General features: G+C 45.5%; 17 protein-coding genes and 1 pseudogene. 16 read left to right on the forward strand and 2 right to left on the reverse strand.

The window, feature by feature from the left end; genetic code table 11:
- The first annotated feature begins 35 nt into the window (after positions 1 to 35).
- The 14 genes and pseudogenes from ndhC (at position 36) to ACOBWA_RS03930 (ending at position 17,386) form a co-directional block, all read left to right on the forward strand.
- Positions 36 to 658 (forward strand): annotated as a pseudogene (ndhC, locus tag ACOBWA_RS03865) (NADH-quinone oxidoreductase subunit A).
- 174 nt (positions 659 to 832) lie between these two features.
- Positions 833 to 1,501 carry a NuoB/complex I 20 kDa subunit family protein gene (locus tag ACOBWA_RS03870; protein ID WP_101206265.1) on the forward strand — a complete coding sequence of 223 codons (669 nt, stop codon included), beginning with the start codon at positions 833 to 835 and terminating at the stop codon, positions 1,499 to 1,501.
- A gap of 152 nt (positions 1,502 to 1,653) precedes the next feature.
- Entirely contained in the window at positions 1,654 to 3,429 is a 1,776-nt protein-coding gene (gene nuoC / locus ACOBWA_RS03875; RefSeq protein WP_420230252.1) for an NADH-quinone oxidoreductase subunit C/D, read from the forward strand.
- A 146-nt stretch (positions 3,430 to 3,575) separates the two neighbouring features.
- The gene (gene nuoE / locus ACOBWA_RS03880; protein ID WP_057758927.1) at positions 3,576 to 4,085 is read left to right on the forward strand and encodes an NADH-quinone oxidoreductase subunit NuoE; all 510 of its coding nucleotides are present in this window, start codon (positions 3,576 to 3,578) and stop codon (positions 4,083 to 4,085) included.
- A complete protein-coding gene (gene nuoF, locus ACOBWA_RS03885; RefSeq protein ID WP_420230253.1) occupies positions 4,082 to 5,506 on the forward strand; it encodes an NADH-quinone oxidoreductase subunit NuoF in 1,425 nt (474 codons plus the stop codon). Before nuoE ends, nuoF begins: the two co-directional genes overlap by 4 nt.
- A 10-nt stretch (positions 5,507 to 5,516) precedes the next feature.
- Complete coding sequence (gene nuoG / locus ACOBWA_RS03890; RefSeq protein ID WP_420230254.1) at positions 5,517 to 8,597, forward strand: NADH-quinone oxidoreductase subunit NuoG; 3,081 nt, start codon at positions 5,517 to 5,519, stop codon at positions 8,595 to 8,597.
- Between the two features lie 52 nt (positions 8,598 to 8,649).
- Positions 8,650 to 9,642, forward strand: coding sequence for an NADH-quinone oxidoreductase subunit NuoH (gene nuoH, locus ACOBWA_RS03895; RefSeq protein ID WP_420230712.1), 993 nt, complete (start codon positions 8,650 to 8,652; stop codon positions 9,640 to 9,642).
- Between the two features lie 55 nt (positions 9,643 to 9,697).
- Positions 9,698 to 10,246 (forward strand): NADH-quinone oxidoreductase subunit NuoI, encoded by a 549-nt coding sequence (gene nuoI / locus ACOBWA_RS03900; RefSeq protein ID WP_010198902.1) that lies wholly within the window; start codon positions 9,698 to 9,700, stop codon positions 10,244 to 10,246.
- The gene (gene nuoJ / locus ACOBWA_RS03905) at positions 10,243 to 10,986 is read left to right on the forward strand and encodes an NADH-quinone oxidoreductase subunit J (RefSeq protein WP_101206260.1); all 744 of its coding nucleotides are present in this window, start codon (positions 10,243 to 10,245) and stop codon (positions 10,984 to 10,986) included. Before nuoI ends, nuoJ begins: the two co-directional genes overlap by 4 nt.
- A 98-nt stretch (positions 10,987 to 11,084) precedes the next feature.
- Positions 11,085 to 11,393, forward strand: coding sequence for an NADH-quinone oxidoreductase subunit NuoK (nuoK, locus tag ACOBWA_RS03910; RefSeq protein WP_025653102.1), 309 nt, complete (start codon positions 11,085 to 11,087; stop codon positions 11,391 to 11,393).
- A 4-nt stretch (positions 11,394 to 11,397) separates the two neighbouring features.
- Positions 11,398 to 13,272, forward strand: a complete 1,875-nt coding sequence (gene nuoL / locus ACOBWA_RS03915) for an NADH-quinone oxidoreductase subunit L (protein ID WP_420230255.1) — start codon at positions 11,398 to 11,400, stop codon at positions 13,270 to 13,272.
- 2 nt (positions 13,273 to 13,274) lie between these two features.
- On the forward strand, positions 13,275 to 14,900 hold the full coding sequence (gene nuoM / locus ACOBWA_RS03920; protein ID WP_420230256.1) for an NADH-quinone oxidoreductase subunit M: 1,626 nt from the start codon (positions 13,275 to 13,277) through the stop codon (positions 14,898 to 14,900).
- A 3-nt stretch (positions 14,901 to 14,903) separates the two neighbouring features.
- Positions 14,904 to 16,382 (forward strand): NADH-quinone oxidoreductase subunit N, encoded by a 1,479-nt coding sequence (locus ACOBWA_RS03925; RefSeq protein ID WP_201555948.1) that lies wholly within the window; start codon positions 14,904 to 14,906, stop codon positions 16,380 to 16,382.
- Between the two features lie 176 nt (positions 16,383 to 16,558).
- Positions 16,559 to 17,386 (forward strand): ferredoxin--NADP reductase, encoded by an 828-nt coding sequence (locus ACOBWA_RS03930; protein WP_420230257.1) that lies wholly within the window; start codon positions 16,559 to 16,561, stop codon positions 17,384 to 17,386.
- A 108-nt stretch (positions 17,387 to 17,494) separates the two neighbouring features.
- Here ACOBWA_RS03930 and ACOBWA_RS03935 read toward each other — a convergent pair whose 3' ends face one another.
- Positions 17,495 to 18,274, reverse strand: a complete 780-nt coding sequence (locus tag ACOBWA_RS03935) for a hypothetical protein (protein WP_224737876.1) — start codon at positions 18,272 to 18,274, stop codon at positions 17,495 to 17,497.
- A 581-nt stretch (positions 18,275 to 18,855) separates the two neighbouring features.
- Between ACOBWA_RS03935 and ACOBWA_RS03940 the strand changes: the two genes are divergently transcribed.
- Together ACOBWA_RS03940 and ACOBWA_RS03945 are read left to right on the forward strand one after the other, a co-directional pair.
- The gene (locus ACOBWA_RS03940; RefSeq protein ID WP_420230258.1) at positions 18,856 to 19,743 is read left to right on the forward strand and encodes an energy transducer TonB; all 888 of its coding nucleotides are present in this window, start codon (positions 18,856 to 18,858) and stop codon (positions 19,741 to 19,743) included.
- Positions 19,744 to 19,926: 183 nt separating this feature from the next.
- Positions 19,927 to 20,802: a mechanosensitive ion channel family protein gene (locus ACOBWA_RS03945; RefSeq protein WP_101206253.1), complete on the forward strand. Its 876-nt coding sequence runs from the start codon at positions 19,927 to 19,929 to the stop codon at positions 20,800 to 20,802.
- Between the two features lie 49 nt (positions 20,803 to 20,851).
- On the opposite strand, the gene ybeY is transcribed toward ACOBWA_RS03945, so the two are convergent.
- The gene (gene ybeY / locus ACOBWA_RS03950) at positions 20,852 to 21,451 is read right to left on the reverse strand and encodes an rRNA maturation RNase YbeY (protein ID WP_420230259.1); all 600 of its coding nucleotides are present in this window, start codon (positions 21,449 to 21,451) and stop codon (positions 20,852 to 20,854) included.
- Positions 21,452 to 21,499: the final 48 nt, after the last annotated feature.

Consider the following 21,499-nt stretch of genomic DNA (forward strand, 5'->3'; position numbering starts at 1 on the left):
TCTAACACTCGATTGGGTGAGGAGCACGTATTATCATGTCTGCTTTTAATTGGTCAGCCATTGCTTTTATCTTAGCCGCTATTGGGCTAGTTGTCTTTATGCTGGTCGTACCGCGCTTACTTGGCGGTCGCTCTCAAGGCTCACAAAAGGAAGAAGTATTTGAAGCGGGTGTTGTCGGAGCTGGCAACGCCCGTATTCGTTTGTCTGCCAAATTCTATTTGGTCGCAATCTTCTTTGTGATTTTTGATTTAGAGGCGCTATATCTCTACGCTTATGCTGTGTCGGTACGAGAGGCTGGCTGGCTTGGCTTTGCCGCCGCTGGCACGTTTATCACTATTCTGATTATCGGTTTGATTTATGAGCTGAGCTTGGGTGCGATGAACTGGGCACCTGCTGATAAGTTACGCAAAAAGCACGCTTGTATGCGGCGCCTGCAGGCTTTAATTTGGCAGACATCACCAAGTTTGATGGTGCTCATGAGCTAATGGTCGATCCGACAGGTAAAGTGCCAGCGCAGTCATCCGGTCAAATCAATGTCTCAAACAATATTGAGACCAATCGTCGTCATCTACAAAACATCGATCATATTAATACCACGGGTAACGTTACTTCTGTGGATTTTGCGACGTCTGCTCAGCAGGACAAAACTGAACGTTAGTAGCAGTTGATGCTCAGCTTATAGCGTTTGCAAAAACGAGCAGCAATGTATGAAGGCGTCAGTTCTGTTTGTATTAATGATCGCTGATGATTAGCCACTTATTAATAATAAAGTTATGGTGACAGCGCGAGCAAGATGATTGCCACGCCAAGCCTAATATGAAGGTTGTATGTTATGAAATACACATTAACAAAAGCCAACCCCGATGCAGATACCTATCCTGCACAGACCAGTCAAACGGTCAACGACCCTATCGAAGATGAAGTGAATAAAAACGTCTTTATGGGTCGTCTCGAAGACCTCGTTCATTCAACAGCAAACTGGGGGCGTAAGAACTCACTTTGGCCATTTAACTTTGGTACTTCTTGCTGTTATGTTGAATACGCTACTACCTTAACCGCTGTTCATGATTTGTCACGTTTTGGGGCAGAGGTTATTCGTGCCTCGCCTCGTCAGGCGGACGTCATGATCGTCGCTGGTACTTGTTTTGTCAAAATGGCCCCTGTTATTCAGCGCCTATATGAGCAAATGCTTGAGCCAAAATGGGTTATCTCTATGGGTGCCTGTGCCAACTCGGGCGGCATGTACGATATTTATTCTGTCGTACAAGGCGTCGATAAGATTATCCCTGTTGATGTCTACGTGCCAGGTTGTCCGCCGCGTCCAGAAGCGCTTATTCAGGGTTTGATGTTATTGCAAGAATCTATCACCAAAGAGCGTCGTCCGCTGGGTATCCATGTCAATGAGCAAGGTATCTATCAGCCACAAATGACGCCTGAGCGTGACCGTAAGCAGGCAGATCGTATCGCTGTCAAAAACTTGCGCAGCCCAGATAGTATTTAAGTTTCAAACAGCATTTAGACTTATAGCAACAGTTTCAATATTTTATGCGCTTATCATAGTTCGGTTATGATTAACATAGCTCAGTTATGGTTGACATAGTTCGGTTATGACTAACATAGTTCAGTTATGATTAATGAAGGAATACATCATTCATGGTCACGGTAGTCGAAAACATAGATCCTAAGATCAAGCCCGTCCCAGCAGTCATCACAGAGCTGGAGCAAAAGTATGCTGGTAAATTTGTCGTGCAGCAGACTGTGGATGAGATTCCAACGGTTTGGGTTGCGCGTGCGGATTTGCTCGATGTTCTCTTATTCCTGCGTAAATTGCCACAGCCATACGTCATGCTATTTGACTTGTCAGCGATAGATGAGCGTCTGCGTCAGCATCGCGCGGGTTTGCCTGACAGTGACTTTACGGTGTTTTATCACCTAATGTCGCTTGAGCGCAATAGCGATGTACGTATCAAGGTCGCGCTGAGCGAAGACGATGTCAATGTACCGAGCGCCACCAATATTTGGCCAAATGCCAACTGGTATGAGCGCGAAGTGTGGGACATGTTCGGTATTGTCTTTACAGGTCATCCGCATTTGACCCGTATCTTATTGCCAAAATACTGGGAAGGTCATCCACTGCGTAAAGAGTATCATGCACGCGCGACGGAATTTACCCCGTATTTCTTGAATACCGCTAAGCAGCAATACGAGCAAGAAAACCTGCGTTTTGTTCCAGAAGAATGGGGCATGAAGCGTTCAGGTCGTGATGAAGACTTTATGTTCTTGAACATCGGTCCTAACCATCCCTCTGCTCACGGTGCGTTCCGTTTGGTGCTACAGCTCGATGGCGAAGAAGTCGTCGATTGTATTCCTGATATCGGCTATCACCATCGCGGTGCAGAAAAAATGGCTGAGCGTCAAACATGGCACTCATTTATTCCTTATACCGACCGTATCGATTATCTTGGCGGTGTGATGAATGAACTGCCGTACATCATGTCGGTCGAAAAGCTGGCTGGAATCACCATTCCACCACGTGCTGAAACCATCCGCGTGATGATGAGTGAGTTCTTCCGTATTACCAATAACTTACTATTCGTCGGTACGTTCATTCAGGATGCGGGCGGTATGACCCCTGTATTCTATATGTTTACCGATCGCCAAAAAGCCTATGACGTCATCGAAGCCGTGACTGGCTATCGTATGCATCCAGCTTGGTTCCGTATCGGCGGTACTGCTGCTGATCTGCCACGTGGCTGGCAGCGTTTGGTTCGTGAGTTCTTAGATTGGATGCCAAAACGCTTGGACGAATATGTCAAAGCGGCATTACAAAACAGCGTGCTCAAAGGCCGTACCCAAGGGGTTGCTCAATATAATGCCAAGCAAGCACTTGCTTGGGGCGTGACGGGCGCTGGTCTGCGTGCGACGGGCGTTGACTTTGATCTGCGTAAAGCGCGTCCATACATGGGCTATGAGAATTACGATTTTGAAGTGCCAGTTGGCTACAACGGCGATGCGTATGATCGCTGTATGGTCAAAGTCGAAGAGATGCGTCAGTCATTGCGTATCATCCGCCAGTGCATGGACAATATGCCACAAGGTCCATACAAAGCTGATCATCCGCTAGCAGTACCGCCGCCAAAAGATCGTACCTTAAATGATATTGAGACGTTGATTAACCACTTTATCTCTGTGTCTTGGGGTCCTGTGATGCCAGCGGGCGAATGTACGACGATCGTCGAGGCGACTAAAGGTCTGAACAGCTATTACATTACCTCAGACAAGGCCACGATGAGCTATCGTACCCGTATTCGTACGCCGACATTTGCGCATTTGCAGCAGATGCCATCGGTTATTAATGGCTCGCTGGTTTCTGATGCCATTATGTATTTGGCATCGATCGATATTGTGATGGCGGATTGTGATCGTTAGAGCCGTGCTTCAAAAGTATTTGTTCATCAATATATTATTGCCTGATGGCACACCAAAATGCTGTCACTCGCCAATATAACCATAGTTTTAATCAGACTGTTGTTGGCTTGTGATAGAGCAGGATGAGTGAGGAAAGACAGAAGATTATGAAAATTGTTTCCGACAAAATGCCAAAAGTAGATGTGGAAAGCATTCTCACCAGTGATGAAATCGCTGCCATTCATGAGTTTATGCACCATTACCCACAGGCGCGTGCCGCCTCGCTAGATGCACTAAAAATCGTGCAAAAGCGCAACGGCTGGGTCGATGATGCGCAAGCAAATGCCATTGCCAATATCCTAGATATCCCGATGTCAGATATGGACGGCGTTGCGACTTTCTTTAACCGTATTTATCGCCAACCTGTCGGTCGCCATGTGATTCTCATATGTGACTCTGTGGCTTGTTATTTGACAGGTTATGAGGCGCTGTCAGCTGAGATTAGATCACAGCTGGGTATTGAGTATGGTCAGACTACTGCTGATGGACGTTTTACCCTATTGCCAATTTGCTGCTTGGGCAACTGTGATAAGGGACCAGCGGTACTGATTGATGAAGACACTTACGGCCCTGTCCAGCCATCTGAGGTCGCGCAATTATTGGAGCTATACGCATGAGTTTAACGATTTCAGAGCAAATTGCTCGTCGCGGTCAAGGTCAAGCGCCAAGCCAGCTAAATGCACAGCGTGTTCCAATCTATGGTGATAAAGCGACAGCCACTAGCGAAACCAAGCCTTTGACTTGGCGTTTAGCCCATCATGATGCGGTGCTTGATTTAGCTACTTATGAATCTCTAAAAGGCTTTACAGGTCTAAAAGAAGCGTTATCTAAGTCGCCTAAAGACGTTGGCAATATGATTAAAACGGCCAATGTTCGAGGTCGCGGCGGTGCAGGTTTTAACGCTGGTCTTAAATGGTCATTTATGTCGCCGCCGGACGGTTTGCCGCGTTATCTCATCTGTAATGCTGATGAAATGGAGCCGGGCACGTTTAAAGACCGTCTGCTCATGGAGCGTCTACCGTTTCAGCTTATCGAAGGTATGCTAATCACCGCTCATGCGATTGGTGCCACTGACGGTTATATCTTTATCCGCGGTGAGTATATCTTGGCTGCTGAGCGTTTGGTCGCTGCTATCGAAGAGTGCTTGGCCAATAATCTCATGGGCGACAATATTTTAGGCTCAGATTTTAGTTTTAATCTGCATGTGCATACGGGCGCTGGACGTTATATCTGCGGTGAAGAAACAGCGCTAATTAACTGTCTAGAAGGCCGCCGTGCTAACCCACGTACCAAGCCGCCGTTTCCACAAATCTCTGGTGCATGGGGTCGTCCAACCGTTGTTAATAACGTTGAAACTCTGTGTAATATGCCAGCGATTTTGAATCATGGCGTTGAGTGGTATCAGTCGTTGTCGGAAATTAAAGGCAAAAGTAAAACGCCAGGCACCAAACTATTCGGCTGCTCAGGATTGGTTAATGATCCAGGCCTTTGGGAATTACCGTTTGGTTATACAGCTCGCGAAATCATTGAAGATTTAGCGGGTGGTATGAAAGATGGTAAAACACTCAAAGCTTGGCTACCGGGCGGTGCATCTACTGACTTTTTGACCGCAGAACATTTAGATGTGGTGGTGGATTTTGACACCATTCAAAACGCTGGTAGCCGTATGGGTACTGGTCTGATTATGGTTGTTGATGAATCACAAGACATGGTGCCATTACTGCGCAACCTTGAGATTTTCTTTCAGCGTGAGTCATGTGGTTGGTGTACACCATGCCGTGATGGTCTGCCGTGGGGCGTTAAACTGCTTACCGCTATCAATGATGGTGAAGGGCAAGTGGGCGATGTAGAAAAACTAGAAGGCCTGACGCGTGACTTATGGATTGGTAAAACATTCTGTGCGCATGCGCCAGGTGCGATGGAACCACTAATGAGTGCGATTAAATATTTCCGTCCAGAGTTTGATCAAAAAATCGCGCAGGCGGTTGGTGTCGATGTTATTGATGCTGCAGCCAACCAACAGCCAGTAGTGAAATAAGGAGAGCGGCATGGCAGTCATACATATTGATGGAACCACTGTCGAAGTAGATAGCAGCGACAACTTACTACAAGCCTGCTTATCACTCGGCATTGATGTGCCGTATTTTTGTTATCATCCAGCCCTTGGCTCAGTAGGCTCGTGCCGTCAGTGCGCGGTCAAACAATTCCAAAATAAAGAAGATATGGAAGCGGGTCGCGGTCGCCTTGTGATGTCTTGTATGGTCGCTCCTGGCGATGATATGTACATCTCGGTCACTGACGATGAAGCCAAAGCATTCCGCAAGTCGATGGTTGAGCTACTCATGACCAACCATCCACATGACTGTCCAACCTGTGAAGAAGGTGGGCATTGTCATTTGCAGGACATGACGTATATGTCAGGTCACAGCCGTCGTCGCTATCGCTTTACCAAACGCACACATCATAACCAAGAGCTTGGCCCGTTCATCGCGCATGAAATGAACCGTTGTATCGCTTGCTATCGTTGTGTACGTTTTTATAAAGACTACGCGGGTGGCGAAGATTTAGGCGTTTATGGCTCAAACAACCGCGTTTACTTTGGCCGTGATAAAGATGGTCAGTTCGAAAGTGAATTTTCAGGCAATTTAACCGAAGTATGCCCAACAGGTGTATTTACCGACAAAACTCACTCTGAGCGCTACAACCGTAAATGGGACATGCAGTATGCGCCAAGCATCTGTCATGGTTGCTCAGCTGGTTGTAATATTTCACCGGGCGAGCGTTATGGTGAATTGCGCCGTATCGAAAACCGTTATAACGGCGAAGTAAACCGCTATTTCTTATGTGACCGTGGCCGCTTTGGTTATGGCTATGTCAATCGTGATGATCGTCCAACGCAAGCGCTTGAACGTATCAATGATAAGCATGTCAAAATCAATATTGACTACGCACTTGATGAAACCATCAAACGTATCAAAGATAAAAAAGTCATCGGGATTGGCTCACCGCGTGCCAGTTTAGAGACCAACTTTGCGCTAAAAAATCTCGTTGGCTTTGATAACTTTTCAACAGGTCTGAATCATCAGCAGCAAGCACTGGTCAATAAATGCATCGAAGTGCTTAGCACTGAAGGCATTTATAACCCTAGCATGACCGATATCGAAACGCATGATGCAGTGCTCGTATTAGGTGAAGACATCACGCAAACTTCATCACGTGTTGCGCTGTCAGTACGTCAAGCCGCAAAAAATGAAGGCTTGAAAATGGCAGCGGCGCTGCAAACGCAACCTTGGCTTGCTGAACCAGTTAAGCGTATCGCTCAAGATGCGCTAAGCCCAGTCTATGTCATCGATGTAACGCAAACTAAGCTAGAAGATATCAGTAAAGTGAGCGTAGTGGCAACTCCTGAAGACATCACTAAACTTGGCTTCAAGGTTGCTGATGAAATCGCTAATTTCGCTGATGATTTAGCAGACATAGCAGATCCACAAACAGCTGAACAAGATACTGATGCAAGTACTGAAACTGACGGTATGCAAGCACTGGCGCAGCAAATCGCTTATGACTTGATTCAAGCTGATAAGCCGTTAGTTGTCTCGGGCAGTAGCTTATCGTCTACCGCATTGATAGAAGCGGCGGCACAGATTACCCAAGCATTGACCCAAAAACGCGCAGTAATTAAAGCGACTGAGCAACAGCAGGTTGAGGCACATAATGCCAAGGTACAGGCAGCGCAAGCAAAAGCGGCTAATGACCAGCCTGAAGAAGACCAAGATTTATCTGCTAAGCCAAACAAACCTGAAACGGGCGTGAATACAGAAGCACAAGATGACGTTGAGCGCGAGCCTGCGGAAAAACTTGAGCTAAAAGAAGTCAATAAAAAATATCATGCACAAGCAGGTATTTACTTAACGGTGCCTGATGCCAACAGCATGGGTGTCTGTATGCTTGGTGGTCAGTCAGTTGAAGAAGTATTAGCCACTGACTTTGATGTGGTTATCGTCGCTGAAAATCAGCTGACTGATGCCATCGACGCCAATAAGCTAACACAACTATTGGCAGACAAGACCGTCATTGCACTGGATCATCAACTGCTTGATTGGCATAAAGACGTCGACATCGTCTTACCTGCCGCCAGTTTCGCTGAAGCAGATGGTACGCTGATCTCTGCTGAAGGTCGTGCTCAGCGCTTCTTCCAAGTTTATGATAACGAATACTACCATCCGATGAGCAGCATCAAAGAAGGCTGGCGCTGGATACATGCTGTGCATAGCAGCATCGAAGGTCGTGATGTCGATTGGACGCAGCTAGATGATGTTATCAATGCATTGATTGCCACCCATCCTAAACTTGCAGGTATCAAAGGCGCTGCGCCTGATGCTGATTACCGTATAACGGGTCTGAAAATCGCGCGTCAACCGCGTCGTTATTCAGGTCGTACTGCTATGCGTGCGCCAATCTCAGTGCACGAGCCAATGCAGCCAAAAGATTTGGACACTGGTCTAACTTTCTCAATGGAAGGTTATAGCGGTAAAGAAACGCCAAGCTCGATGATTCCTTTTGCCAATGCGGCAGGTTGGAACTCACCGCAAGCATGGAACAAATACCAAGACAAAGTCGGCGGTCATCTGAAAAATGGTGATCCAGGTGTGCGTTTGTTCGATCAGCTAGAGCGCCTAGCTACTCGTCAATATGTGGCGCCAGAAGCGATGTCTTCGAATACAACTGACTTGCAGCAAGGTCAAGCGAAACTGGTACCGATTCATAATATCTATGCCAGCTCAATGATGGCATCACGTAGCCCAATCGTCGCAGAGCAACTACCTGTTGCTGCATGGCGTATCGGTATAGATGATGCCAAAGACTGGAATATTGCTGCTGGTGATTACTTGGCGATAGAAATCGATAAGCAACAAATCACCTTGCCAGTACAGCTGGTCGGTTATTTGGCAGAAGGCTGTATCGGTTACCCCGTTGGGCAGGTGAGTATTATTCACCCATCAATGCCAGCATCGGTACGTAAAGTGGATGCACCAGTAACGATGATGGGTAGCATGGCTAACGACATGATGAATAATAACGATACTGCGCAAATAAACGCAGCGCCGACCACCACACAGGAGGTGTAATATGCAAGTTACCCGTATTATCCCTGATGTGCCAAGCTTTTTGGCCAATAGCATGAGTTTTGATACTTGGTCTATTCTGTTTTTGGTGGGTCAATCACTAGTTATCTTTTTAGTCGTGGTATTGGTTGCCGCGATGATGATTATCTATGAGCGCCGTATGTTGGCCTTATGGCAAGATCGTTATGGTCCAAACCGTGTTGGGCCTTTTGGTTCGTTGCAGTTAGTCGCCGATATGCTCAAAATCTTCTTTAAGGAAGATTGGACACCGAACTTTACCGATAAGTTTATGTTCACGTTGGCACCTGCAGTCGCAATGTTTACTGCCTTAGCTTCATTTGCCATTATTCCTATCTCGCCAACGCTTGGCGTGGTTGATTGGGATATTGGTATTCTGTTTTTCTTTGCCATGGCTGGTATTGCTGTTTACGCCGTGATGTTCGGTGGTTGGGCATCTGCCAATAAGTTCTCGCTACTTGGTGGTTTGCGCTCTGCTGCACAGACAATCAGTTACGAAGTGTTTTTGGGTTTGTCGTTGATGGGCGTTGTTGCGCTAACAGGTTCATTTAACTTACGTGCCATTGTCGAAGCACAAGCGGATGGCTGGTATATCATCCCGCAGTTTTTTGGCTTTTTGACCTTTGTGGTGGCTGGTGTAGCCGTCACTCACAGACATCCATTTGACCAACCAGAAGCAGAGCAAGAACTGGCTGAAGGTTATCATGTCGAATATTCTGGCATGAAGTTTGGTATGTTCTTTATTGGTGAGTATGTCAACGTTGTCTTGATTTCTGCATTGATGACTTGCTTGTTCTTTGGCGGTTGGCTTGCGCCGTTCAATTTAGATGTTCCATTTATTCCACCAGCTTTTTGGTTCATGATTAAAACGCTGTTCTTTATGACAATGTTTGTTTTGGCTCGAGGCTCACTCATGCGTCCGCGTTATGATCAGGTGATGAACTTTGGCTGGAAAGTATGTCTGCCCGTAACCTTGATCAATTTGTTGATTACTGCTGCGGTCATTTTGATCTTTTCCCCAACGTTATAGTCATTACTAGCCATCACTGATGAACTAGGGTAAAGCTGATAAGGATAATAATCCCATGTTTACTACCATAAAAAAGACCGTCATTGGTATATTTACCATTGTCCGCAGCATGTGGATGGTCAATAGTCATGCGCTCAGACCGCGTGATACCATCCTTTATCCTGAAGAGCCGGTACCTGTACCGCCGCGTTTTCGTGGACGTATTGTCCTAACGCGTGATCCTGATGGAGACGAGCGCTGTGTCGCTTGTAACTTGTGTGCGGTGGCATGTCCGGTAGGGTGTATCTCATTACAAAAAGCCGAGCGTGAAGACGGTCGCTGGTATCCAGAGTTTTTCCGTATCAATTTCTCACGCTGTATCTTTTGTGGATTGTGTGAAGAAGCCTGTCCAACGACAGCGATTCAAATGACCCCAGATTTTGAGCTGGGTGAATATAAGCGCCAAGATTTGGTCTATGAAAAAGAGCATTTGCTCATTTCAGGACCAGGTAAATACCCTGATTATAATTATTATCGTGTGACAGGTATGGCGGTAGCAGATAAACCAAAAGGCGCAGCACAAAATGAGTCTGCACCGATTGATCTAAGGAGCTTGCTACCATGATGAATATTTTGAACCATCCTGAACTGGCTGGGTTTTATTCACTTGCAGCAGTGGCGATATTTGCCAGTTTGCGCGTCGTGACTCAGGCCAATCCAGTGCATGCTATCTTATCGATGATTGTGTCGTTATTGGCAATTGCTGGGATATTTTTTGTATTAGGTGCGCCGTTTGCAGGAGCATTAGAGATTGTTGTCTATGCTGGTGCCATTATGGTGCTATTTGTTTTCGTTATCATGATGCTTAATTTGGGCATGAGCAATGATGAGCGCGAAGAGCGTTGGCTCGATGCAGGCACTTGGGCAATACCAACAGGATTGACGATAATCATTGCCGTTGTGCTCTATGCGATGATTGGTCTCAATCATGATGAAGCTGTCATGATGGGTGGTACGACTATCTCTGCCAAAGCAGTCGGTACGGTGCTATTTACCAAATACATTATGTTGGTTGAAGTAGCAGCATTGCTATTATTGGCAGCCTTGGTCGCCGCTTATCATTTAGGTAAAGAGACAGTCGACGATGAGGTCATCGGTAACGATAGCCAAAACTTTAAGCCAAGTGTAGGTAGTATCAAACAATACGACAATGATAGTACGCTTACACAGCATGACGGCGTAGAAATGGCTAAGCCTTATGAATATAAAGATGTTGACCCGCATGACTATGTAGGTATGAAGGTTGGCACGAAAGCAGGTAGTCAAGTAGGTGCGAACAAAGTTACGCGCAAGGAGTCAGACTAATGGTACTAGCAGCAAGCGTGGCACAAGATGTGTCAAACGTGCCGTTTGCCCATGAGGTGGCAGGCTTAGTACAGCCAGTTGCTGAGGCGCAAAATGTACTGGGTATGATACCCATGAGCCATGGACTGATTTTGGCAGGTATTTTATTTGCCATCGGTCTGTGCGGTGTCATGGTACGACGTAACTTCCTATTTATGCTAATGAGTCTTGAGATCATGATGAATGCGGCAGCATTGGCATTTGTAGTAGCAGGTAGTCGCTGGGTCGATCCAGACGGACAGATTATGTTTATCTTTATTTTGACCTTGGCTGCGGCTGAAGCGTCAATTGGTCTGGCAATATTATTGCGTTTTTATCATCAGCGTGGGCATCTCGATGTCGATAGCGCCAATGAGATGAAAGGATGATGTCATGAGTTTATTACCATTAACCTTTATATTCCCGCTCATTGGCTTTTTGATTTTAGCCTTTATGCGCGACAAATTATCAGAGACGGTCGCAGCGATTGTTGGCGTGGGTAGCATGCTGTTATCAGCATTATGTACGCTAGTGGTTAGCTATACCTTTTTGACCACCAATCCAGCTGGAACGGTAATTGACGTTCCGCTATGGACATGGTTCCAAGTTGGCGATTTTGCGCCACATTTCGGTTTGAGCTTTGATGGTCTTGCATTGACTATGACAGGTGTTATCACTGGGATTGGCTTTTTGATTCATCTGTTTGCCTCTTGGTATATGAAAGGCGACACTGGCTTTGCTCGTTTCTTTAGCTATATGAACTTGTTCGTGGCCAGTATGTTGTTACTGGTACTCGCAGATGATCTGTTCTTGCTATATCTCGGTTGGGAAGGCGTGGGTATCTGTTCGTACCTATTGATTGGTTATTATTACCATGACAGAGCCAACGGCCGTGCTGCGATGAAAGCCTTTACCGTCACGCGTGTCGGTGATGTATTCTTAGCCTTTGGTTTGTTTCTATTATTCCGCGAATTCGGCACGCTCAATATTCAAGAAATTATTACGCGCGCGCCAGAAGTGTTTGATATTAATAATCCAACGATGATGCTTACCACCATGATGTTGGTCGGCGGCGCGATGGGTAAGTCAGCGCAGTTGCCACTACATACATGGCTTGCTGATGCGATGGCAGGTCCAACACCCGTATCGGCATTGATTCACGCGGCAACAATGGTGACGGCAGGTGTTTATTTGATTGCTCGTCTACATCCATTGTTTGAGTTGACCCCAGGTATCTTATTGTATTGGGTTGGCGGCGTAGGGGCATTGACGTTGGTTGTTGCTGGATTCTGTGCGCTTGCACAAACGGACATCAAACGTATCCTTGCGTACTCAACCATGAGTCAGATTGGCTATATGTTCTTAGCGCTTGGCGTGGGCGCGTGGCAAGGGGCAATCTTCCACTTGATGACGCACGCCTTCTTTAAAGCATTGCTGTTCTTATCATCAGGTGCGGTCATCCTTGCGGTACATCACGAGCAAGATATCTTTAAAATGGGTGGTCTACGTAAAAAGATACCATTGGTATTTTGGTGTTATATCGTCGGTGGTGGTGCGCTCGCTGCCATACCTTGGGTTACCGTTGGTTTTTATTCTAAAGAAGCAATTCTTTGGGAAACCTATGCTACAGGTCATCTAGTATTATTCTATATGGGTGTATTTGGTGCGTTCTTAACGGCCATTTATACGTTCCGTATGATTTGGATTATCTTCTTTGGTGAAGAGAAAACCCATGCTCATAAGCTATCAGGTGTGTCGTATTGGTTGCCTTTAACCGTGTTGCTAGTGCTATCTACAGCAGTTGGTGCTTGGATTACACCGCCATTAGATGGTGTATTGCCAGAGAGCGTTGGCCATCTATTAGAAGTTGCTGGTCAAGCGCATGCTAAACATACCGCAGAGTATATCGCGATGGGTGCCATGGCAGCAGGTTTGATATTGGCCGCACTATTGTATGTCGTCAACAAAGGTCGCTTGCTTACTAGCTTTAAGCGCTCACGTATTGGTGGGGCGCTATATCACTGGTGCTACCATGGCCTAGGCTTCGACGCGCTATATGATGTGATTTTCGTAAAACCCTTTTTATTCATCGGCCGCTTATTAAAAGCCGACCCTATCGATAAAACGTGGTTGCTGTTACCTAAGCTGGCCTCAGCTGGTAATAAAGTATTGTCTGCGACGCAAACAGGGTCTCTTCGAGGTTATGCCACAAGCTTTGGCTTGGGTATGGCTGTATTGCTGGTGCTGGTAATGATGACGGTGGTGTAAAGATGATTGAGTTACAACAAACGTGGATGCTACCAGCATTAATCGCAATTCCTTTTATTGCAGGATTGCTATGCTGGTTGGTAGAGCGATTTAATAAACGTCTGCCGCGCTGGATTGCCTTAATCGGTATGATGTTGACCTTTGCGTTGTCATTAGTACTTTGGCAGCAAGGTGATTTTAGCGGTATGAGCCAGCAGGTCATTGCGCCAGATGCTGCAGTGCCTTGGGTAGCAGAATTTAGTGTGCCGTGGATACCAAGTTTTGGTATTAGCTTTCACTTAGCACTAGATGGTTTGTCACTGATGATGGTGGCCCTAACAGGGTTGCTTGGTGTGGCAGCCGTTGCTTGTTCGTGGAATGAGATTCAGCGCCGCGTTGGCTTTTTCCACCTAAACTTGCTATGGAGTTTGGGCGGCGTCATCGGTGTTTTCTTAGCCATTGACCTATTCTTATTCTTCTTCTTCTGGGAGATGATGCTGGTCCCTATCTACTTCTTGATCGCAATTTGGGGTCATGATGTGGTTGGCAAAACCAAAGAATACGCTGCAACCAAATTCTTTATCTATACCCAAGCGTCTGGGCTTATCATGCTCATCGGTATTTTGGTATTGGTCATTATCAGCTATGCGCAAACTGGGGTGGTCAGCTTTAATTATAATGACTTGCTCGGTACGTCACTTGGCGGCTGGGAATATCCCATTATGCTGTGCTTCTTTATCGGTTTTGCGGTGAAGTTGCCGATTGTACCTTTTCATGGCTGGTTGCCTGATGCGCACGCTCAAGCGCCAACAGCAGGTTCGGTGGATTTGGCTGGGGTTCTAATTAAGACTGCCGCCTATGGTTTGATTCGTTTTGTGTTGCCGCTATTTCCAGTAGCGTCACAAGAGTTTGCACCGATTGCGATAACCTTAGGGACGATTGGTATCTTCTACGGTGCTTGGCTCGCGTTTATGCAGACCGACATGAAGCGTTTGCTAGCGTATACCAGTATCTCGCACATGGGCTTTGTGGTATTAGCAATCTATGCTGGAACGTTACTCAGCCTGCAAGGTCTGATGATTCAGATGCTTGCGCACGGGCTTAGCTCAGCCGCACTATTTATCATGGCAGGGCAGCTATATGAGCGTCTGCATACACGTGATTTGACCTTGATGGGTGGTATGTGGGGACAGTTCCGTTACTACGCACCGATCTTGATGTTCTTCTGTGCAGCGTTGCTTGGCATTCCAGGTACAGGTAACTTCATTGGCGAGTTCATGATTCTATTCGGCTCATTTGCTCAGTATCCCGTGTTTGTGGTATTTGCGACATTTAGCTTGGTACTCGCAGGACTATACTCGCTCATTTTGATTCATCGCGCACTATTTGGTGAAAACAATATCGCCGCATTGGCAGAGCGAGAGACTAAGTCACATGGCTTACCGGCACGCAAATTAAAAGATTTGGGCAAGCGCGAGCTGTCATTACTACTGATGTTAGCCGCTGGTTTGGTATGGCTCGGACTGTACCCACAGCCGTTCCTTGATACCTCAAGTCACGCAATGCAGTGGATCAATAACGCATATATATACAGTCAAGTGACACAGGTAGATGCGTCGCAGCTGCTTGATGTAATGGAGGCACGTTAAGTCATGAATGATATTACGATGAATGATTTGATAGGATTGTTGCCTTACGCGCCGATTATCGCCGTAGTGATTACGGTACTGACGGTTATGATCGCGATTACCTTTAAACGCTCGCACATGGTCACTGGTACGATTACGGTGGCAGGCTTAAACATTGGTCTATTCACCCTTATCGGTCAGATGATCGGTGTGATTGAAAGCGGATCTATCGCGCCAAACGCTGAGCAGTTATTTGTTATTGATAACTTTGCTCAGTTTAATATGGTGGTGATTTTTATCTGTGCCTTGGCTTGTTGTACGCTGTCTTATGCGTATTTAGCTAACCTAAAAGACAATAAAGAAGAGCTGTACTTGCTCATGCTGCTATCGACCATTGGTGCATTACTCATGGTAAGCGCGCAGCATATGGCGTCATTCTTTATGAGCCTAGAGATGCTATCAGTACCGCTATATGGTTTGCTTGCTTATACTTATATGCGCAACCAGTCACTTGAGTCGGGATTGAAGTATTTGGTATTGTCGGCGACTGCATCAGCGACGTTGCTGATGGGTATGGCCTTTATCTATGCAGAAGTAGGCTCGCTAGCATTTAAGCCAATCAGCATGGTGCTAGGCAATATCTTTGAGTCGCCACTACTGATATTGGGCGCGGCAATGATGATGTTTGGTATCGCCTTTAAACTCTCGGCTGCTCCTTTCCATATGTGGACGCCAGATGTTTATGAAGGTGCACCAGCGCCTATCGCTACCTTTTTAGCATCAGTATCAAAAGTGGCGATGATGGCACTAGCCGTGCGTTTCTTAATCGATACTGCTTTGCTGGCATTGCCATCAGTGCAAATGCTATTAATGGTCATGGCAACATTATCTATCTTGGTAGGTAACTTATTGGCAGTACGTCAAACTAGCCTCAAGCGTCTACTCGGTTACTCATCTATTGCTCATATGGGATACGTGATGATCGTGATTGTCAGCATTGGCTCGGCCGCTGATAGTATCTCTAGTATGTATATGGCGGTTTATGCCTTTACCTCTATCGGTGCCTTTGGTGTAGTGACGTTGATGTCGAGTCCGTATCGCTTATCTGGTGAAGCTGATGAGTTGACGCATTATCAAGGGCTATTCTGGCGTCGTCCATTATTGACCGCTGTGATGACTATCATGATGTTATCACTGGCTGGTATTCCATTGACCGCCGGCTTTATCACCAAGCTATTTGCGATATTGGCTGCTGTACAAGGTACCAACTGGTTCTTAGCGGCGATGATTATCCTAGGTAGTGCCATTGGTCTATTCTACTACTTGCGCGTGTTACTCACACTGTTCAAGCGTCCTAAGCAGTTCATCGAGTTTGATGTGTCTGGACAATGGGGTATTCGTACCGGCGGTATTATGGTTATTGCGGTGACGGCCATTATCCTGTTCTTTGGTATTTTGCCAAATAGTATGATCGAATGGGCAAGCTTGGCTCGTATTTGGTAGATTCAATGATTTATGCGATAAGATAAGCCATTTGTTGCTTATCTGTTGTTACGGTTAAAAAACCAAGATGCGCCCGCTTTATGATAAGCTTGGCGCATCTTTTTTGCTTAATTTTTGTCTTTGGCAAACTTATCTTATAAAAATACCATTTAATAAAATATGAGTGATGAACAGTTATGAGTGATAATATTCAAACAGTAACGGTGCTCAGTAAAACTACATGGACGCCGAACTTATTTAGCTTTACCGTCAGCCGTCCCGATAGTTTTAAGTTTACAGCGGGGCAGTTTGTACGTTTAGGCGTCAATCCCAGTCAATTAAAATATTACCAGCAGACTGATGCAAGTGATGAAACTGCTGATAGCGCATTGAATGAAGATGTCTTTCGCGCGTATTCGATTGTCTCTTCGCCCTTTGATGAGGTGATAGAGTTTTTCTCTATCGTGATTCCTGATGGTGCATTTACGTCGCAATTGCAGCACTTACAAGTGGGTGATGAACTGCTACTTAATACGATGCCATTTGGATTTTTGACGTTAGCACGTTACCAAAAACCATTGCCCAAAGACTTATGGCTGCTAGCAACAGGGACTGGTTTAGCACCGTTTTTGTCAATGCTGCAAGATTTAAAGACATGGGAAGATTACGAGCACATCGTATTGGCTTATAGCGCACGTTCGCTCGATGAACTTGCTTACGTTGAGAAAATCGAAAGCCTACAAGAAGACTTCGGTACACTGGTTGATAATCCAGCAAAGCTTATCTTTATCCCAACCGTCACTCGTGAGCCTGTCGAAGGTGCATTGTCAGAGCGTCTGCCGAAGCTACTACTAGAGGGTACGTTGCAAGAGCGCGCAGGTATCGCATTAGATATTGATACTACGCATGTCATGCTATGTGGCAACCCAGACATGGTAGAAGATACCAAAGAGGCGTTAAAGACATTGGGACTGGTAATGAATCGCCGCGGTGAGGGTAATATTGCCGTAGAGAACTACTGGTAGTTGACGACTCCAATAAAAAAACGCTGCATTTATAAGGCCAATAACCTCTAAGCTGCAGCGTTTTTTTATGGGATAAAACATTGTCTTATGGGATGAAACATTAGCGACTTACTCTTGGCTTGGTTCAGTCGCATCGTCTACAGGGTTAATAGGGCCTTGCATCAATTCAGGATCATCATCATCACCGATGATATCTTCGTTACTGCTGGCCGCCAGTAAATCACGATAGTTGATTTGAGCCTTCAAAATCATTTGCTCTTCTTCTAGCTCGCCATAATTTATCTGTACCTTATGCAAGGTACTCATGATTTTCTTGTTGTTTTTTAACCAACGATGGATATCGAGATAAATCACTTCGTCTTTTGCGCGAGCAATATTGACGTACGACAGAATAAAGCCTAAAGGGTCTTTTTTGAGGACGCTATGATAAAACCAAATCGCCAGTTTGACGCCTTGACGTTTCACGAAAGATTCGCAGCGCAGATTCAATATATCGGTATAAGTTTGCTGACCAAATACAAAGCGTTGCACATTGCGATCGAGTTGGACGTGAACTAAGCTAAAGTTACTTGCCACCTCGGCATAGATGCCGCCTGCATTGACAGTGCAGTACAAACGAAACCAATCCTCATGCATCTCGACACGTAGCTCTAAAATGGCTTTTACATTGTCGGTGACGAATTTTTGTAGTGCATCATTAACGTAAGTCTGTGCCACTGGCAATGACAACTCATCTTCGAACTTGTCCGTCGTCTTATTATAGATATCTTTAACCGATTGGGCGATACGCTCCCAACCACTGCCGAATGACTCGTCAAAACGATAGCCAATACTCTCGAAGAACTCATCAAAATTGTCTGAATTATTCACGTTATCAAAGTCACTCAAACTTATTATCCTTATAGGGCGCGTCATTCAATCGGTGGCGTAAAAATGGCTAAACAAACTTTGCAGGCTATCATTAATTTAAACGAAAGCTAATTATCTATACTTTCTGAATATCTACGACCATTAGTAATTTTTATACTGATAGGTAGCAAAAGCGAAAAACTGACCTCTGATACTAGTGCATAGTAAATCTACATATACTGTGCTGCTTGATCATCTGCCGTGCCTAATCAAGACGATGCACAGTTTTGATTGTTGCAAAGTATCGTGCTACTAATTCTATTGTGCTAAAGCAGTATATAACAAATACAGTGGCTTCAAAATGAACACATGCGTTTTATAGCAATTCATTTGGTATAGACAGTATTTCGTCTGCCTTATATATTCCCAAATGCATGTTTTTCAATTAGCGGATAAGGTTACCAATACTGTATGGCAGATGTCAAAATGCCGTCTCAGCGCTTATACTGGCGACATAATTCTATGTCATGTTATGATAGCGCCAGTATAAATCATGCCTATCGTTACAACACTTGTTAAATAGTGCTTTGTACTGATGTGCTCACAAGCTGAGATTCATTGTGGCCTATATAAAAGACTCACAGAGCTATCATTTTTCCGCGCAAGCGCCCAAGCGCGATATAAGTTTGCCTGTTGCTATTGGCATTGCGGTGGCTGTTCATGTGCTGATTATTTTCGGAATTAGCTTCTCTATGGGAAAAGACCCAGCTGCTATGATGCAAGATGTGGCAAAGGCGCTGACCGACAATATGAAACCCAATGAAGATGCACACTTTATTGCCAACGCTTCACAAGAGGGCGGCGGTACAATAGAAGAGCAGCTCAGACAAGAGAACAATCAGTTAAGTGCAATGTCTGCTGAGCAAATGAGCGAGACACAAGACGTCATCAATCTACAGCGCCAAGTTCGACAGCAGCGCTATCAAGAGAGCTATCTGCGCACCACGTTAAGCTGGCGTCGGGCGAGCGTAGAGTCGGATAATGATAGCGAGCAAGCGCAAGATGATGCGATGGCGCAAGAAGAGCGGCTACGTAAGCAGATTGCAACCTTAGAAGCTCAGCTATCTCAGCGTCAGCAGGTCTACGCGACCAAATCCAAAGTCGTGACGATGGATAGTAATTCGACCACACGGGGTGCGGCAGCAGACTATATCAATACATTCCGTGAGCATGTCGAGCGAGTGGGCAACTTGCACTATCCCGTGCAAGCGCGCGCCCAAGGTATTACGGGCGAAGTACGTCTTATGGTTATCATCAGTAACGACGGCAATATCAAAGCCATTCGACTGCTTGAAAGCTCGAACTCTACGATATTGGATGAAGCGGCCAAGCAGTCGGTACGACAAGCTGCACCCTTTGGTAAATTCACCGAAGACATGAGCGATATCGTCGAGCTGCGCTTGATACGTACTTACCGCTATAGTGATACAGTCGAAGTAACGTACTAAGGTTAGTGCAATAAGAAGACAGGTGCTAAGAAGACAAGCACTAAGAAAAAAGCTACTGAAATTAAAGTTACTGGAAAAAATGTCACTGAAAACACAACTGTTAAGAATAAAGCTTAACGCACCATTTTTTATTATTACAGATACCCAAGTTCATAACACACAGCTATAAAATAAAGAGTCAGTATGGAATTTTTAGGTTTTACCGTCGATGTCGCTACCTTAACGAGCAATGCCCTAGAGCTGGTCATTAAAGTCGCTTTAGCAATACTTATATTTATCGTTGGACGTTGGCTTGCCAAAAAGGCAGTCGCTTTTTCCGATCGCTTGATGACGCGTAGCCATCTGGACGAGACAGTTGCTAGTTTTTTAAGTCGCCTATTGTATGGCGTGCTACTGGTCGTGGTGATTTTAGCTGCACTTAGCAAAGTCGGTGTACAGACTACGTCGGTCGTCGCAATCTTAGGTGGTGCCGCTGTTGCCGTTGGTTTGTCACTAAAAGACCAGTTATCAAATTTTGCCGCTGGTATTATGATTGTGACGTTTCGCCCGTTTGTACGCGGCGATTACGTACAGATTAGTAGCTACACAGGTACAGTGACAGAGATTACCTTGGTTAATACCCATCTGACGACCATTAACAATCACGATATCATCATTCCTAATAGCGATATCACGACTTCACCTGTGGTCAATTATACAGCGCTACCCAATCGCCGCGTCGATATTACAGTCGGTATTGGCTACGATGCTGATATCAAAACGGCTAAAGACGTGATGTTAAGTCTGGCAAGAAATAACCCATTGGCTTTCACTGATCCTGAGCCTATCGTACGAGTAACCAATCTAGGTGACAACTCAGTCGATCTTACCCTAAACGTTTGGACAACCAATGCCGACTGGTGGTCGATGCAATGCGAGTTACTAGAGCAATTCAAGCAAGCTCTAGATGATGAGAAGATTGAGATTCCATTCCCGCAGCGCAGTGTCCATGTTAAAGGCTTGGATCATATGATCAATCAGATGGGTCAAGCACAAAAGTTGCCATTAACTAAAGATTAATGAGTAGCTGTCTAAGAGTTAGAAGACTGTTTAATAAAGCAGTGCTAGTTTAGATATAAGGATTTGGTAGGTTTAGGCCTGCCAAAATCTCAATTTCAAAGTACTCCATCTCATCTTGCTCAGCTTGTCCGAGCTCATGATCAAAACCCAGTAGATGTAGCACGCCATGCACTAGCAAATGGCTGATGTGCTGCGCCACGGTTTTGTCCTGTTCAGCCGCTTCACGTACCATCACTTCATGACAGATAACCAGCTCTCCAAGAGGCAATGTTGGCATCAGCTCAATGACGGCAGCAGGTAATTCGCTTGGATAAGACAAAATATTGGTCGCATAGTCTTTACCACGTGCTTCTAGATTTAAAGCACGGCCTTCGACGTCATCAGTGATATATATATCCAATGTTTTAGACTTTTCCTGCCACAGCTCAGGATCGATATCTGCAAAATAGGGTAGGGTCAGACCATTATTAATACGACCGTCTATATAATCCAAAGTCGCCATCATGACTGATAATAAATGCTCGCGATTATAAAAAGTATCTAATATTTCATCATCAATACTGTCGGTCGTACTGATATCAAGGGCTGCTAAGCTGGCATGGTTGCTAGCGATCTTGTCGTCAAAATTAGTATTGTCAGGTTGGCTCATATTGCTGTCCTTTTTATTATAAATGTGTTTCTAATGCTGCATCGTCTA

The sequence above is a fragment of the Psychrobacter sp. ER1 genome (assembly GCF_048631835.1).
Taxonomy (GTDB): Bacteria; Pseudomonadota; Gammaproteobacteria; order Pseudomonadales; family Moraxellaceae; genus Psychrobacter.